10 protein-coding genes are annotated in these 15,718 nt (G+C 69.0%); 5 read left to right on the top strand and 5 right to left on the bottom strand.

Features of this window, described 5'->3' with window-relative positions; all coding sequences use genetic code 11:
- Positions 1–47 precede the first annotated feature (47 nt).
- Positions 48–6,110 carry a hybrid sensor histidine kinase/response regulator gene (locus AC1Z3O_RS13875; protein ID WP_483516291.1) on the top strand — a complete coding sequence of 2,021 codons (6,063 nt, stop codon included), beginning with the start codon at positions 48–50 and terminating at the stop codon, positions 6,108–6,110.
- Between the two features lie 190 nt (positions 6,111–6,300).
- Here the strand turns inward: AC1Z3O_RS13875 and AC1Z3O_RS13870 are convergent, their stop codons facing one another.
- From AC1Z3O_RS13870 to AC1Z3O_RS13855, 4 genes are all read right to left on the bottom strand, one after another.
- Entirely contained in the window at positions 6,301–7,605 is a 1,305-nt protein-coding gene (locus tag AC1Z3O_RS13870) for an MFS transporter (RefSeq protein WP_483516290.1), read from the bottom strand.
- Positions 7,606–7,669: 64 nt separating this feature from the next.
- The gene (locus AC1Z3O_RS13865; RefSeq protein WP_483516289.1) at positions 7,670–8,428 is read right to left on the bottom strand and encodes an SDR family oxidoreductase; all 759 of its coding nucleotides are present in this window, start codon (positions 8,426–8,428) and stop codon (positions 7,670–7,672) included.
- A gap of 134 nt (positions 8,429–8,562) precedes the next feature.
- Entirely contained in the window at positions 8,563–8,805 is a 243-nt protein-coding gene (locus AC1Z3O_RS13860) for a hypothetical protein (protein WP_483516288.1), read from the bottom strand.
- 53 nt (positions 8,806–8,858) lie between these two features.
- Complete coding sequence (locus AC1Z3O_RS13855; protein WP_483516287.1) at positions 8,859–10,295, bottom strand: aldehyde dehydrogenase family protein; 1,437 nt, start codon at positions 10,293–10,295, stop codon at positions 8,859–8,861.
- Positions 10,296–10,475: 180 nt separating this feature from the next.
- Between AC1Z3O_RS13855 and ppa the strand changes: the two genes are divergently transcribed.
- Both ppa and AC1Z3O_RS13845 read left to right on the top strand, forming a co-directional pair.
- The gene (ppa, locus tag AC1Z3O_RS13850) at positions 10,476–11,003 is read left to right on the top strand and encodes an inorganic diphosphatase (RefSeq protein ID WP_483516286.1); all 528 of its coding nucleotides are present in this window, start codon (positions 10,476–10,478) and stop codon (positions 11,001–11,003) included.
- Between the two features lie 177 nt (positions 11,004–11,180).
- Positions 11,181–11,723, top strand: a complete 543-nt coding sequence (locus AC1Z3O_RS13845; RefSeq protein ID WP_483516285.1) for a cytochrome b — start codon at positions 11,181–11,183, stop codon at positions 11,721–11,723.
- A 48-nt stretch (positions 11,724–11,771) separates the two neighbouring features.
- Here AC1Z3O_RS13845 and AC1Z3O_RS13840 read toward each other — a convergent pair whose 3' ends face one another.
- Positions 11,772–13,028, bottom strand: coding sequence for a GNAT family N-acetyltransferase (locus AC1Z3O_RS13840; RefSeq protein WP_483516284.1), 1,257 nt, complete (start codon positions 13,026–13,028; stop codon positions 11,772–11,774).
- Positions 13,029–13,210: 182 nt separating this feature from the next.
- On the opposite strand from AC1Z3O_RS13840, the gene AC1Z3O_RS13835 reads away from it, so the two are divergent.
- Positions 13,211–15,259 carry an NAD(+) synthase gene (locus tag AC1Z3O_RS13835; protein ID WP_483516283.1) on the top strand — a complete coding sequence of 683 codons (2,049 nt, stop codon included), beginning with the start codon at positions 13,211–13,213 and terminating at the stop codon, positions 15,257–15,259.
- A gap of 112 nt (positions 15,260–15,371) precedes the next feature.
- On the top strand, positions 15,372–15,710 hold the full coding sequence (gene glnK, locus AC1Z3O_RS13830; protein ID WP_483516282.1) for a P-II family nitrogen regulator: 339 nt from the start codon (positions 15,372–15,374) through the stop codon (positions 15,708–15,710).
- The last annotated feature ends 8 nt before the right edge of the window (positions 15,711–15,718 follow it).

Here is a 15,718-nt window from a genome sequence, read left to right as displayed (position 1 = left end):
GTGGCGCGGCGCTCCGCCGGCGCGCCACGGCCACATTGGAAGCAGTCATGTCACTGAACTCCCCAGTCACGCGCGACACGGCCGGGAATCCGCCGACGGCCGGGACCGCTCCGGCCAGCCAGCAAGCCGCTCACGGTGCCCCGCTGCCCGGCGTGGACGCCGCCCGGCGCGACCTGTCGATGCTGGCCTGGCTTGCACCCAGCCTGCGCACCGCGCTGGACGACGCGGCGGCCGAGTTCGGCCGCTACGTGGACGAGGTCCAGCAGGCGCCCGAGGCGCTCGGCGCGCGCGATACCACCTCGCTGCGCCTGGCGGGCCAGCAGCTGCACCAGGCCGCCGGCGCGGTCCATATCGTCGGCCTGCGCGGCATCGATGCCTATTGCCAATCGCTGCGCCGGCTGCTCGATGCGGTGGATGCCGGCACCGCGTCCGCCAGCGACGGCACCTACCAGGTGTTCCGCCGTGGCGTGCAGGCGCTGGCCGAGTACGTCGACGACCTGATGGCTGGCGAGCCGGAGAATCCGCTGCGGCTGTTCTGCAACTATGCCGACGTGCTGGCGCTGCTGTCCGAGGAGCGCGTGCACCCGGCCGACCTGTGGATCGAGGAGCTGCAGATGCTGCCGGGCATCCTGCTGCCCACGCGCATGCCGTCATCCGTGACACGTGCGCGCCAGCGCTTCGAGGCCGCGCTGCTCAAGGCGCTGCGCCTGCCGACGCCCTGTACCGACGGCGCGCTGCTGCGCGAAGCCTTCCTGCCGCTGAAGGACGCGCTGCAGGACGTGCGCGCTGCCGAACAGGAGGCGCGCCGCGTCACCGACCATCCCGACCGCGGGGTGTGGCACGTGCTGTCGCTGGTGTTCGAAGCACTTGCGCACGGCCTCCTGTCTTCTGACCTGCTGGGCAAGCGCTTCGCCGCGCGCTCCCACCTGCTGCTGCGCCAATACCTGCAGGGTCAGGTGCGCGTGCCGCAGGCGCTGCTCAACGACGGCATCTTCCTGCTGGTGGCGACTGGCCTGACGCCGGATCCCGACCGTTCCGAAGCGGTGCTGGCGCTGCGCGCGGCCATCCGCCAGTGCCTGCAGGCCTTCGGCCTGGACGATGCCCACCTGGCCACCGACGCCGACTACCGGCTGCGCTACTACGGCTGGCTCGATGCCATCGACACGCGCAACCTGCAGCAGAGCGCGGCCGGCCTGAAGCGCGCCGCGTGTGGCGACGCACAGGCGTGGCAGACGGCACTGGCGGCGCTGGCCGAGGCGGCCCAGCCGCTGGCCCAGCCCGCGCTGCTGCGTTGCCTGGATGCCGCCGCCAACGCGGCCCGCGCCGACGCTCAGGAGCGCCCGGCGGCGCTGAGCGCAGCAGCAGTGGCCCTCTTCCTCGGCCGCGCGCTCGCCATGCCCTGGCGCGTGCACGGCAAGTCGGGACATGCTGTGGGCATCGAGTTTGCGCAGCGCTGCGATGAACTGTTGCGTTGCCTCGATGCCGGCGAGACGGCACCGCCGCCATGGCTGGCGCAAATGATGGAGCAGGCCCGCGCGCAGGAACTGCGGCTGGCGGCGGTGGCGCAACTGCGGGCCCAGCTCGACAGCGGCGAGTCCTGGCTGGATGCCTATGACCGCGACGGCGGCGGCGCCGCGGCGGGCGCCCACCTGCACGATGCCGCGCAGGCCTTCGGTACGCTGCTGAGCACGCTGGCAGGAATCGAGGACAGCGGCGCGCTGCCGCCGGCGCTTGCCGCCGATGCGCGCGCCGTGAGCGTCGTCGTGCAGGGCGTCGAGAGCCGCCTGGCCGGCCTGGCCGACACCGATGCCAACGCGCGTGCCGATGCACTGGCGGCCATCGCCGGCGAGCTGGGCGCAGTGCATGCCTTTGTCGATGCCCTGGAACTGGGCAAGGGGGAAGCGGAATCCGAGCGCTCCGCGCACGAGGGCGACGAGGCCGGCATGGAAGAGGCCGCGCTGCGGCAGGCCGCCCAGCCCTTGGCCGCAGCCCGTGCCGCCGCCAAGGCGATGCTGCGCGTGCATGCGGACGCCGAGGCGCCCGAGGTGCAGGCCCTGCGCGCCGCGCTGCAGGCGGCGAGTGAGCAGGCCGCCATCGAGGATGACGCGACGCTGCGCCGCCAGGTCTCGGAGGCCGTGACCCAGCTCAACGCCTGGCTGGCCGGCAGCGCCGGTGCGGACGAGCGGCTGGTGGCGTCGCTGGCCGAGCCGTCGCAGCAGCAAGGCCTGCCGGCAGCACCGGCCGCGTCGCTGCCGGCGGCGCCGGAACCCGACCCGTCCGCGGACCACGCGGCGATCGACGCCGAACTTCTCGAGATCTTCCTGCACGAGGCCGAAGACGTGCTCGGCGGCATCGCCCGTACGCTGGAGGGCGGCCTCGCGGCACTGGCCGATGCCGACACGCTCAGCCGCCTGCGTCGCGGCTTCCATACGCTCAAGGGTTCCAGCCGCATGGTCGGCCTGGGCCGCTATGGCGAGGCGGCGTGGGCGATCGAGCAGGTGCTGAACCTGTGGATTGCCGAGACCCGCGAGCCGCGCCCCGAGCTGTTCGACCTGCTCGGCCAGGCCCACGCCGAGCTGTCGCAATGGCGGGCGGCGCTGTGCGAGGACGCATCCTGCCATCGCGACGTCGGCGCGCTGGTGGCCGCCGCCCATGCCGTGCGTGACGGCCGCCCCGGTGCGCCTGACACGGTGCTTGATACGGTCGAGTCCGCCCCGGATGCCGGCTCGGCGCAGAGCGCGGGCATTACTGTCGATGTGGCCGATGTGGCCGATGCGGAAGGAACGGCGGATGCAGCGGACACGGCAGGCGAGCGTGAAGCCAGCGACGCGTTCGCAGGGCAGGATGCCGCGCCCGTGGCAGCGAACGAGGCCACGTCCGCAGCAAGCATCGACGCACCGGCGGTGCAGGATGACAATGTCATTCCTTTCCGCCTGGCCGGCACGCTGTCGGACGAGGACGATCACTACAAGGCAATCGGCCCCATCCGCATCGGCCTGCCACTCTACAACGTCTATCTCCAGGAGGCGGACGGCCTGATCCGCCAGTTCGCCACCGACCTCTCGGAGTGGCGCCATGAAGCGCGGCCCAGCCCCAGCGAGCTGGCGCTGCGCGTGGCCCACACGCTGCAGGGCAGCGCCGCCACGGTGGAACTGGAGCCGGTGCGCGAGGTGGCCGAAGCGCTGGAGCGGCTGCTGCTGCAGCTTGCAGCGCATCCTGTAGCGCTGCATCCGGGCGACTTCCGCCTGCTCGAGCAGGCGGTCGAGCGCGTGCGCGCCATGCTGCACCAGTTTGCCGCAGGCATCTGGCCGGAGGCGGAGCCGGCGCTGTGCCGCAGCCTCGCCGAGTTTCGCGAGCGCGTGCTGGTGCGGCCGCGGCTGGCCGTGCCGGCGCCCGTCGAAACCGCGCCGGGCGTGCCGGACGTGCCGGTGTCCATGCTGTTCGATGCCTCGCGCGTGCAGCAGTTGCCGCCGCAGGCGGAGCACCCGCAGCACGAGCCCGCCGGCGACGGTGCACACCAGGCCGTGGTGATTCCGATGCACGCGCCGCGCGCGCACGCCGCGCCGGCAGACCCGGCCGCTGACAATGCGCTCGACCTCACCCTGGTCGAGATCTTCCTGGAAGAGGCACAGGCGAGCCTGCCCGAACTGGGCCGCCTGCTGCGCACCTGGGAGGCCGCGCCGGCCGACGAGGTCCGCCACGGCGGCCTCGTGCTGCGTGCGCTCCATACGCTCAAGGGCAGTGCCCGCATGGCCGGCGCGATGGCGCTGGGGCAGTCGGTGCACGAGATGGAAACGCTGCTGGACGCCAGCCTGCGCGGCAATCGCGTCGGCCCGCAACTGTTCGCGCGGCTGTATGCCTGGTATGACCGCATCCTGGCCCACACCGAAGCGCTGCAGGCCGGCCGCCTGCTGCCGGCGGACGATGTGGAGAGCGTGCATGCCAGCGCGGATCGCGGGGCGCACATTGTGCCGGCCGGCGACGGTGCGGCTGCAGGCGCACCGCAGCAGCCGGCGGCCGCAGTGGGCGGCAGCGTGGCCGAGGCGCATGGCGCTGCCACCTCCGCTACGGAAGCCCCTGCTGGTGACGCCACAAGCGGGCCGGAGCGCGTGCCTGCCGTGATCGTGCCGTCGGCCATGCCGGCCCTGTCGGTGCCGTCGGTGATGACCGAGCCGGAGCCGGTAGAGCGCCAGCGCGCGCTGGTACGGGTGCAGGCGCGCGCGCTGGACAACCTGATCAACGACGCGGGCGAAGTCAGCGTCGCGCGCGCCCGCGTGGATAGCGAACTGGGCGCGCTGCGCGCGTACCTCGGCGAACTCAACGACAACGTGGCGCGTCTGCGCGGCCAGCTGCGCGAGATCGAAATCCAGGCCGAATCGCAGATGGCGTCGCGTATTGCCGATTCGCGGCAAAACCAGGAGTTCGATCCCCTCGAGTTCGACCGCTTCACCCGCTTCCAGGAACTGACGCGGATGATGGCCGAGTCGGTGAATGACGTGGCTACGGTCGAGCAGAACCTGCAGCGCGGCTTCGACCGCGCCGCCGGCGACCTGGAGGCACAGGCGCGGCTTACCCGCGGCCTGCAGCGCAGCCTGATGCAGGCACGCATGGTGCAGTTCGACGCGCTGGCCGAACGACTCTACCGTGTCGTGCGCCAGGCAGCAGCAGAGACAGGCAAGGAGGTGAGGCTGCTGATCAAGGGCGGCACGGTGGAAATCGACCGCTCCGTGCTCGACCGCATGGCCGGCCCCGTCGAACACCTGATCCGCAACGCTGTGGTGCACGGCATCGAGCCAGCCGATGCGCGGCGCGCTGCCGGAAAGTCAGGCACCGGTGCGCTGACGCTGGAAGTCCAGCAAGAAGGCAACGAGGTCGTGCTGCACTTCGTCGACGACGGCGGCGGCCTGGACCTGGCGCGCATCCGCACGCGCGCGGTGCAGCGCCATCTCCTCGGGGCGGATGAAGACGCCAGCGAGGCGCGGCTGACCGAAATGATCTTCGCGCCCGGCTTCTCCACCAGTGACACTGTCTCCGAACTGGCCGGCCGCGGCGTCGGCATGGATGTGGTGCGCGCGGAGACGGTTGCGCTGGGCGGCCGCATTGCGCTGACTACGGAAGCCGGACGCGGCACCCGCTTCACCCTGCATCTGCCCCTCACCACGGCGATCACGCAGGTGCTGCTGGTCACGCTGGGCGGGCGGCTGTTCGCCATCCCCAGCGGCATGATCGACCAGGTCCACCAGCTGCGCTCGCCGGCGCTGGCCGACGCCTATAACCAGGGCAGCTTCCCGTTCGGCGAGGAACAGGTGCCGTTCCACTACCTCGGTGCGCTGCTGGAAGAGAGCCCGGCGATCGCAGCCGGCACCAAGTATTCGCCAGTGATCGTCACGCGCAGCGGCGCCGAGCGGGTGGCCGTACATGTGGACGAAGTGATCGGCAACCGCGAAGTGGTAGTCAAGCACATCGGCCCGCACCTGGCGCGGCTCGAGGGCATCGCCGGTGCCACCACGCTGGGCGATGGCGAGATCGTGCTGATCTACAACCCGGTGGTACTGGCCCAGCGCCACGCCCGCGAACGCGGCCTGGTACCGCGCGCGCTGCAGCAGCCGCAGGCATCCGAGCAGGCGCCTGTCGCGACCGGCGCCGTGGCAGAACTCGGCGAAGCCGGCACAGCGGCCGTCGCCGTGGAGGGACTGCGCACCCAGCCCACGGTGATGGTGGTGGACGACTCGCTGACCGTACGCAAGGCCACTCACCGGCTGCTGACCCGCGCCGGCTACCAGGTCGTACTGGCGCGCGACGGCGTCGATGCGCTCAAGCAGTTGCAGGACGTGATGCCCGACGCCATGCTGGTCGACATCGAAATGCCGCACATGGACGGCTTCGACCTGACCCGCAACGTGCGCGCTGACGCGCGCACCGCGCACATGCCGCTGGTGATGATCACCTCGCGCACCGCCGAGAAGCATCGCCGCTACGCGGCGGAGATCGGGGTCAACGTCTATCTGGGCAAGCCGTATAACGAGGACGAACTGCTGGGGACATTGCACCAGTTGATCGGGCCGCGGGCGGCAGGGACGGCGGGGTCGGTGGGGGAGATGTTGGGATAGGGGTGGTCGTGGTTGCGATGTACTGCTTCGCATAGCGCTGGGTGTCGTGCTTTCTCGGGCGGTGTCGGCTGTTGCACCCAACGCCGCCCGCAAAGGCACGACACCACTAACAGCACGGAGCAGCGGGGCCCCCAAAAGCAAAGCGCAAAAAAGCAAAAGCGCGAGCCCACGACCCGCGCCCCACCAACCCCTACTTATTCACCATCCTCACCGGCACCGACAACGTCAACATTGCCCCCACCACCATACAGACCGCCAGCAGATACATCCCCGAATCCGTACTCTGCGTCAGATCCTTCAACCACCCCACCGCATAGGGACTGATGAATCCCGCCAGGTTGCCCAGCGAGTTGATCATGGCAATGCCAGCCGCGGCGCCGGTGCCGGCCAGGAAGGCGGTGGGCAGGCTCCAGAACAGCGGCAGCGTGGTGAGGATGCCGATGGTGGCCAGCGTCAGCGCGCACATGGCCAGGGCGGTATTGCTGTGCCACTGCACGGACAGCACCAGGCCCAGGGCGCCGGCCAGCGCGGGCAGGGCGATGTGCCAGCGCCGCTCGCCGCTGCGGTCGGCGCTGTAGGCCACCAGCACCATGCCGATCACGGCGCAGCCGTAGGGAATGGCGGTCAGCAGGCCGATGTCGAGCGCGCCCTTGACCCCGGTCTGCTTGATGATGGTGGGCAGCCAGAAGCTCACGCCGTACAGGCCCATCACGAAGCTGAAGTAGATGCCGCTCATCAGCCAGACGCGCGGGCTGGACAGCACGCGGGCGATGGAGAGGTCTTCCTTGTGGGCGTCCTCGCCGGCGATATTGCGTTGAAGCAGCGCCTTTTCCTCGCTGGTCAGCCACTTGGCGTGGGCAATGCGGTCGTCCAGGTAGGCGATCACCCACAGGCCCACCAGGATGGACGGGATGCCTTCGATCAGGAACATCCACTGCCAGCCGGCCCAGCCGTTGTGGCCGTCGAACGCCTGCATCACCCAGCCGGACAGCGGCCCGCCGATCACGCCGGACAGCGCCACCGCCGTCATGAAGTAGGTGGTGGTGCGCCCGCGCCGGTTGGCCGGAAACCAGTAGGTCAGATAAAGGATGATGCCGGGGAAGAAGCCGGCCTCGGCCGTGCCGAGCAGGAAGCGCAGCACGTAGAACATGGTCGGCGTGGTGACGAACATCATCGCCGCCGAGATCGCGCCCCAGGTGATCATGATGCGCGCGATCCAGATGCGCGCGCCTACCTTGTGCAGGATGACGTTGCTCGGCACCTCGAACATGAAGTAGCCGATGAAGAAGATGCCCGCGCCCAGGCCGTAGATGGTCTCGCTGAACTTCAGGTCGTTGAGCATCTGCAGCTTGGCGAAGCCCACGTTGACCCGGTCCAGGTAGGCCACCACGTAGCACAGCAGCAGGAAGGGCACCAGGCGCCAGCTCACCTTGCGGTAGGTGGCGTCTTCGAAGGCGGCGCTGTCGGCGCCGGCGTTGACTGCGGTCGTTGTCATGCTGTCTCCTCGTTTGGATCTGCTTTTTTTTCTACGACGTTACCGCTTGGAATGCCGGGGGCAGCTACACGCAGCGTCCCCCGTCGACTTCGATGCACGTGCCGGTGATGAAGGCCGCCTCGTCCGAGGCGAGGTACAGGCAGGCGTTCGCCACGTCCTGCGGGGTCGACATGCGCCCCATCGGGATGGTGGCGAGGAACTTGGCGCGGTTCTCCGGCGTGTCGGGCATGCCCATGAATTCCTCGAGCAGGCCGGTGGCGCCGATCACCGGGTTGACGCAGTTCACGCGGATATTGTCCGGGCCGAGCTCGGCGGCCATGGCCTTGCTGGCGGTGATCACGGCGCCCTTGCTGCCGTTGTACCAGACCAGGCCGGGCCGGGGGCGGATGCCGGCGGTGGAGGCGATGTTGACGAAGGCGCCGCCGCCGTGCGCGCGGAAATGCGGGATGAAGGCGCGCGCCGACCAGAAGATGCTTTTGACGTTGACCGCGTAGACGCGGTCGAACTCGTCCTCGGTAATCTGCAGGATGGGTTTGTTGCGGTGGGTGGTGCCGGCGTTGTTGACGACGATGTGCACGTCGCCGAAGGCCGCCAGCGCGGCGTCGCGCATGGCTTCCACGTCCTGCTCGCGCGAGACGTCCGCGCGCAGCGGGCGGGCCTGGCCGCCCGCCTCGGCGATGGCGGCCGCCACGCGCTCGGCGGCATCGCCGCGCAGGTCCGCCACCAGCACCTTCGCGCCTTCGCGCGCGAAGGCGTGGGCGATGCCCTCGCCGAAGCCCGAACCGCCGCCCGTCACCACGGCTACCTTGTTGGCCAGTCTCATCGCATGTCTCCTATTGTTGTGTGCAGCTTCCGGATGATCCGTGAATCTCTCTCTACAACGACGTACTGCAGTGACCTGCTACAAGGACGGCTTCCGTGTGCCGACCGCGGCATCGGCCCGGCGCAAGCCATGCCTCAGTGCGAGAACGGCCCCCGGCCGCGCAGCGCGTTGGCCACCATCATCAACGCGAGCAGGAAGGGCAGGGCCACGTACAGGCACCAGTGCACGCGGTCGCCCATCGTGTCGCCCCACTTGCGCTTGAAGACCTGCAGGCGCGGCATGCCCGACGGATTGGTGGCGCGCTTGTTCTTGACGTGCCAGGCCATCCAGAAAAAGAAGATGGCGAAGGCGACCGAGAGGAAGTTGATATTGCCCATGTGAAGCTGTGTATTACGGTGTAGTGCGGTGTAGTGCGTAGGTCGGTCGAGCGTCAGCCGTGCTGGATGGCGACGGTCTTCAGCGTGGTGAAGCCATACAGTGCTTCGAAACCCTTTTCGCGGCCATAGCCGGACTGGCCGGTGCCGCCGAAGGGCAGCTCCACGCCGCCGCCCGCGCCGTAGTTATTGATGAAGACCTGCCCGGCGCGCAGCTTGCGCGCCAGCCGCAGCTGCCGGCCGCCGTCGCGCGTCCACAGGCCGGCGACCAGGCCGTAGGGCGTGCCATTGGCCAGGGCCAGCGCCTCGGCTTCATTGTCGAAGGGCATGGCCGCCAGCAGCGGCCCGAACACTTCCTGCTGGGCTAGGCGGTGGCGCGGCGGCACGTCGCGGAACAGCATGGGCACCTGGTAGAAGCCGGACTCAGGCGCCTCGGGCACGATCTGGCCCTGCGCCATCACGGCGATGCCGTCGTGCTGGGCGTCGGAGACGAAATCCCAGACGCGCTGCTGCTGCTTGCGGTTGATCAGCGGACCGCATTCGAGGTCAAGCTGCGAGGGACCCACGCGCAGTGACTCGAACACCGAGGCCAGGCGGTCGAGCAGGGCGTCGTAGAGCGGGCGCTCGATCAGCACGCGGCTGCCGGCCGAACAGGTCTGGCCCGCGTTCTGCACGATGCCGTTGACCACCACCGGCACCAGTGCATCGATGTCGGCGTCGGCAAAGACGATCTGCGGCGACTTGCCGCCCAGTTCCAGTGTGACGGGCACATGGTTCTCGGCGGCCATCTGCGCCACCAGCTTGCCGGTCTGCGGCGAGCCGGTGAAGGAGATGTGGTTGATGCCCGGGTGGCGCGCCAGCGCCGCGCCGGCCTCGTGGCCGTAGCCGGTGACGATGTTCAGCGCCCCCTCGGGCAGGCCGGCCTCGGCGGCGATCTCGGCCACGCGCAGCAGCGACAGGCAGGCATCCTCGGCCGGCTTGACCACGCAGGCGTTGCCGGCGGCCAGCGCCGCGCCTACGCTGCGGCCGAAGATCTGCAGCGGGTAGTTCCACGGGATGATGTGGCCGGTCACGCCGTGCGGCTCGCGCAGCGTCAGCACGGTGTAGCCCGCCTGGTAGGGAATGGTCTGGCCGTGCAGCTTGTCCACCGCGCCGGCATAGAATTCGAAGTAGCGGGCCACCGCGCGGGCGTCGGCGCGCGCCTGGCGCAGCGGCTTGCCGGTGTCGCGCGCTTCCAGCGCGGTCAGTTCGTCCTCGTGCGCGACGAGGGCCAGCGCCACACGGTTGAGCAGGCGCACCCGCTCGGCCGGCGCCATCGCGCCCCAGTCGCCGTCGGCGGCCTGGCGGGCCGCGTGCACGGCCACATTGATGTCGGTGGCGTTGCCGCGGGCGATCTCGGCGAAGGGTTCGCCGCTGGAGGGGTCGAAGACTTTGATGCGCAGGCCGGAATCGGCTGCGATCAGGCGGTTGGCGATGTAGTGCTGGGCATGCATGGATTGGCTCCGGCTCGGCGGGCGGACGGGAGAGGCCTCGGTGAGGCGCGATCCCGCATTATCACCTAGCCGGCGGGGCGTGCAATGCACCTGCGCCGTCGCGCGTCTGTCAGATTGCGGTCAGCGTGACCCGCTATAATGCCGCCCATCCTCAAACACAGGCATTTCTGGAGAACACGCATGAGCTTCAATCTCGTCTCGCCGGGCAAGGATATCCCGAACGATTTCAACGTCATCATCGAGATCTCGGCGCAGAGCGATCCGGTGAAGTATGAGGCCGACAAGGAAACCGGTCTGCTCTTCGTCGACCGCTTCATTGGCACCGGCATGCGCTACCCGGCCAACTACGGCTTCATTCCCCAGACCCTGTCGGGCGACGGTGACCCGGTCGACGTGCTGGTGATCACCCCCTTCCCGATCCTGGCCGGCGCAGTGGTGCGCTGCCGCGCACTCGGCATGCTGAAGATGACCGACGAGTCGGGCGTTGATGCCAAGCTGATCGCCGTGCCGGTGGACAAGCTGTCGCCCGCCACCGCCTTCATGAAGGGCCTGTCCGACGTGCCGCAGAACCTGCTCGACCAGATCAAGCACTTCTTCGAGAACTACAAGGCACTCGAAGCCGGCAAGTGGGTCAAGGTGGAAGGTTGGGCTGGCATTGAAGAGGCCCACAAGGAAATCACCGACGGCGTGGCCAACTACGTGAAGTGACTTTTGCACTGCTTGGCGGGACGTCGGCGACGTCCTGGCCGCGTGTGCGCTGAACGACCCCGCCCCTGAGGCGGGGTTTTTTGTGGGCGTGCCCTTGATACCGGCCAAGACGTGGCGCCGCCGCAGACGTTAAGCTATCGGCACTCCCTACCTACCATCCATCGAGGATCTGGCGCAATGACCACGAACTCGCTTGCCCAGCCGCGCTACAGCGGTCCGGCCATCTTCTTCCACTGGGCGATCTTTTTGCTGGTGGCGGCCGCCTACGCGGCCATCGAGATCAAAGGCTTCACGGCGCGCGGCAGCGCGGCGCGCAGCCTGAGCATGAGCGTGCACGAATGGGCCGGCGTGCTGGTCCTGGCACTGGCGGTGCCGCGCCTGCTGTGGCGCTTGGTGGGCGGCGCGCCGTCGCCGGAACCCGGTCCGCGCTGGATGCAGCGGCTGGCCGGCGCGATGCACCTGGCGCTGTACCTGTTCATCTTCGCGCAGCCCTTGCTGGGCCTGCTGCTGCTGGCCGCGGCGGGCCACCCGCTGACGGTGCCCGGCACCGGGCTGGAACTGGCCCTGGTGGCGCCCGACGACGGGCTCAAGGCGCAGCTCAAGGAAGTGCACGAAACGCTGGGCACCGCCTTCTACGCCGTGATCGGCCTGCATGCGGTGGCGGCGCTGTTCCACCACTACATGCTGGGCGACAACACCCTGCGCCGCATGTGGCGCTGAGCGACGGCGTCCATTGCCGCCCGACGTCAGCCGAACCTCAGCCGAACGTCAGGCGCGCGCGAACGGATTGCGGTCGTTGAGTTCGTCCAGGTAGGCGTCGATGCCCTGGCGCTCCTGCGCCAGGAAGCGCTCCACGGCATCGGCAAAGGCGGGATGCGCCAGCCAGTGCGCGGATTGCGTTGCCACCGGCAGGAAGCCGCGCGCCATCTTGTGCTCGCCCTGGGCGCCGCCCTCGAAGGTGCGGATGCCGTGGGCGATGCAGAATTCCAGCGGCTGGTAGTAGGCCGTCTCGAAATGCAGGCAGGGATGGTGCTCCAGCGCGCCCCAGTAGCGCCCGTACAGCGTGCTGACGGCGGGAGAGTCATCGTAGACCAGCAGCGCGCTGGCGATCGCGCGGCCCTCGCGCTCGGCCACCACCAGCAGCAGGTTCTCCGGCATGGCGGCGCCGATGCGGCGGAAGAAGTCCAGGCTCAGATAGGGCGAGGAATGATGCTCGCGGTAGGTCTGGCGGTAGCAGCGGTGGAAGAAGCGCCAGTCCTCGTCGCCGATGGCGGCGCCGCGCAGGTGGCGGAAGGCGATGCCGGCCTCCGCCACGCGCCGCCGCTCGGCACGGATATTCTTGCGCTTCTTCTGCGAGAGCGTGTCGAGGAAGGCGTCGAAGCTGCCGTAGCCGGGGTTGGTCCAGTGGAATTGCACGCCGTGCCGCAGCATCATGCCGGCATCCGCCATCAGCGTGGCCTCGTGCTCGCCGGGGAACAGCACGTGCAGCGACGACAGTCCGCTCTCTTCGGCCAGCGTCAGCGCGAAGCGCAGCAGCGCGCGGCGCGCGGCTTCGTCCTCGGCCAGCAGGCGGGCGCCTTGCACCGGCGTGAACGGGATCGCTGACAGCCACTTGGGATAGTAGGGCAGGCCGTGCTGGCGGTAGGCATCCGCCCAGGCCCAGTCGAAGACGTATTCGCCGTAGGAGTGCGACTTGGCGTACAGCGGCATGGCCGCGGCCAGGCGTGCGCTGCCGCCGCCATCCCCGCCGTTTGCCCACAGCATCAGGTAGCGCGGTGACCAGCCGCTGTCCTCGCTCGCGCAGCCACTGGTGTGCAGTGCATGCAGGAAGGCGTGGCGCAGGAAGGGGGTGGGGCCGGGCTGGGCGCCGGCCAGCGCATCCCAGGCGGCCGGGTCGATCCCGGCCAGGTCGGAGACGATCTCGGCCCGGTAGCTGTCGCCCAGGCCATGGGCCGGGCTGTGGCCCGCGCTGTCATCCGTGCCGCGCTTCGTCCGCTGCACGGGCTTGCAAGATTCCGACCGCATCGTGCTTCGATCCACTCCAATATCGGCCCCCGAGCCCGCCGCGGGGACCAGTTACCGGCCGAGTCTACCGGAAAGGGCCTCGTGTTGCAGCGCAGGTGCCGGGCGCGTCGTAGAATGGCATGCAGCGGAGCCGGCACCTGAGCGACGGCATCCACGGCATTGAAAGGCATCGAAGGCATCACATGAGCGACTCTTTCTTCAACCTGTATTCCCACGGCTTCGCGCGCGTGGCGGTGGGCGTGCCGGAATGCCGGGTGGCGGACCCGGCCTACAACGCGCAGCAGACCATCCTGCTGGCCAGGCAGGCGGCACAGCAGGGCGCCGCCTTGGTGGCCTTCCCCGAACTGGGCCTGCCCGCCTATACCTGCGATGACCTGTTCCACCAGCGCGCGCTGCTGGACGCCTGCGAAAGCGCGCTGGCCGAGATCGTCGCGGCCTCCGCCACGATCGCCCCGGCACTGGTGGTGGGCATGCCGCTGCGCGTGGAGCACCAGCTCTTCAACTGCGCGGTGGTGGTGGCGGGTGGCCGCATCCACGGTGTGGTGCCCAAGAGCTATCTGCCGAACTACTGGGAGTTCTATGAGGCACGCCAGTTCAGCGCCGCCGACTGCGCCGCCGTCGGCTCCGTGACCCTCGCGGGGCAGGAGGTGCCGTTCGGCGCCGCGCTGCTGTTCGAGATCGAGAACATCCCCTTCTTCCGCTTCCACGTGGAGATCTGCGAAGACGTCTGGGTGCCGGTGCCGCCATCGTCGTTCGCCGCGCTGGCCGGTGCCACGGTGCTGGTGAACCTGTCGGCTTCGAATATCGTGGTGGGCAAGTCGGGGTACCGCCATCAACTGGTGTCGCAGCAATCGGCGCGCTGCCTTTCCGCCTACCTGTACACCTCTGCCGGCAAGGGCGAGTCCTCGACCGACCTGGCCTGGGACGGGCAGGCGCTGATCTATGAGAACGGCGAGATGCTGGCCGAGTCCGAGCGCTTCGCCGACACCTCGCACCTGCTGGTGGCCGATGTCGACCTGGAGCGGCTGTCGCGCGAGCGCATGCACCAGACCACCTTCGGGCAGTCGGTGCGGCGCCACCGCGAGGAGGTGGCGCGCTTCGAGGTGGTGCGACTGCGTGTCGGGGTGCCTACCGAAGGCAAGCTGCCGCTGGCACGCAAGGTGGAGCGCTTCCCCTACGTGCCGGCCGATTCGCGCCGGCGCGACGCGCGCTGCAACGAGGTTTACAACATCCAGGTGCAGGCGCTGGTGCAGCGGCTTTCGTCCAGCGGCATCGCCAAGGTGGTGATCGGCGTGTCCGGCGGGCTGGACTCGACCCACGCGCTGCTGGTGTGCGCCAAGGCGATGGACCGCCTCGGCCTGCCGCGCACCAATATCCTGGCCTACACCATGCCGGGCTTCGCCACCAGCGAGCGCACGCTGCGACAGGCGCGCCGGCTGATGGAAGTGGTCGGCTGCAGTGCGAGCGAGATCGACATCCGCCCGAGCTGTCTGGCGATGCTGAAGGACCTGGGCCACCCGTTTGCCGACGGGCAGGCGGTCTACGACGTGACCTTCGAGAACGTGCAGGCCGGCGAGCGGACCAACCACCTGTTCCGGCTGGCCAACTTCAACCATGCCATCGTGATCGGCACCGGTGACCTGAGCGAACTCGCGCTGGGCTGGTGCACCTACGGCGTGGGCGACCACATGTCGCACTACAACGTCAACGCCAGCGTGCCGAAGACGCTGATCAGCCACTTGGTGCGCTGGGTCGCCGAAACCGGCCAGGTGGCGGGCGACGGCGCCGGCGTGCTGCTCGACGTCCTGGATACCGATATCAGCCCCGAGCTGGTGCCGGGCAATTCGAGCACGGGGCCGGAGCAGAAGACCGAGGCCATCATCGGGCCGTACGAGCTGCAGGACTTCAATCTCTACTACACGCTGCGCTTCGGCTTCGCGCCGTCCAAGGTGGCGTTCCTGGCGCTGGCGGCGTGGGGCGACCGGGAACTCGGCGGCTGGCCCGAAGGGACGCACGTGGCGCGCAACCAGTACACGCTGGCGGAGATCAAGCGCGTGCTCGGCATCTTCGTCGACCGCTTCTTCCGCACCAGCCAGTTCAAGCGTTCCTGCATTCCCAATGCGCCCAAGGTCGGCTCGGGCGGCTCGCTGTCGCCGCGCGGCGACTGGCGCGCGCCGAGCGACGCCGAATCGGCGGTGTGGATGCGAGACCTGGCGCGCATTCCCGCCTGAGCGGCGCCGCTTCGTTGCACTGCAGCGTGGAACTGCCCGCCGCCTCGAGAGAGGTGGCGGGGTTTCCGGCTAGAATCTGGTATTCACTAATGACTAAATCATAGGGGCCAACATGAAGCAGATTACCGCCATCATCAAACCGTTCAAGCTCGACGAAGTGCGCGAAGCACTGGCCGACGTGGGCGTGACCGGCTTGACGGTGACCGAGGTGAAGGGCTTCGGCCGCCAGAAGGGGCACACCGAGCTGTACCGCGGTGCGGAGTACGTGGTCGACTTCCTGCCCAAGATCAAGATCGAGGTGGTGGTGGCCGAGAGCCAGCTCGAAACGGTACTCGACGCGGTGGTCAAGGCCGCGCATACCGGCAAGATCGGCGACGGCAAGATCTTCGTCACCGAGGTGGAGCGCGTGATCCGCATCCGCACCGGCGAACAGGACGAAGCAGCGGTCTGATACCGCTG

Source organism: Cupriavidus sp. 09_S30, assembly GCF_056930435.1.
The sequence above is the reverse complement of the archived record's forward strand: the minus strand, read 5'-3'. Positions and strand labels throughout refer to the sequence as shown.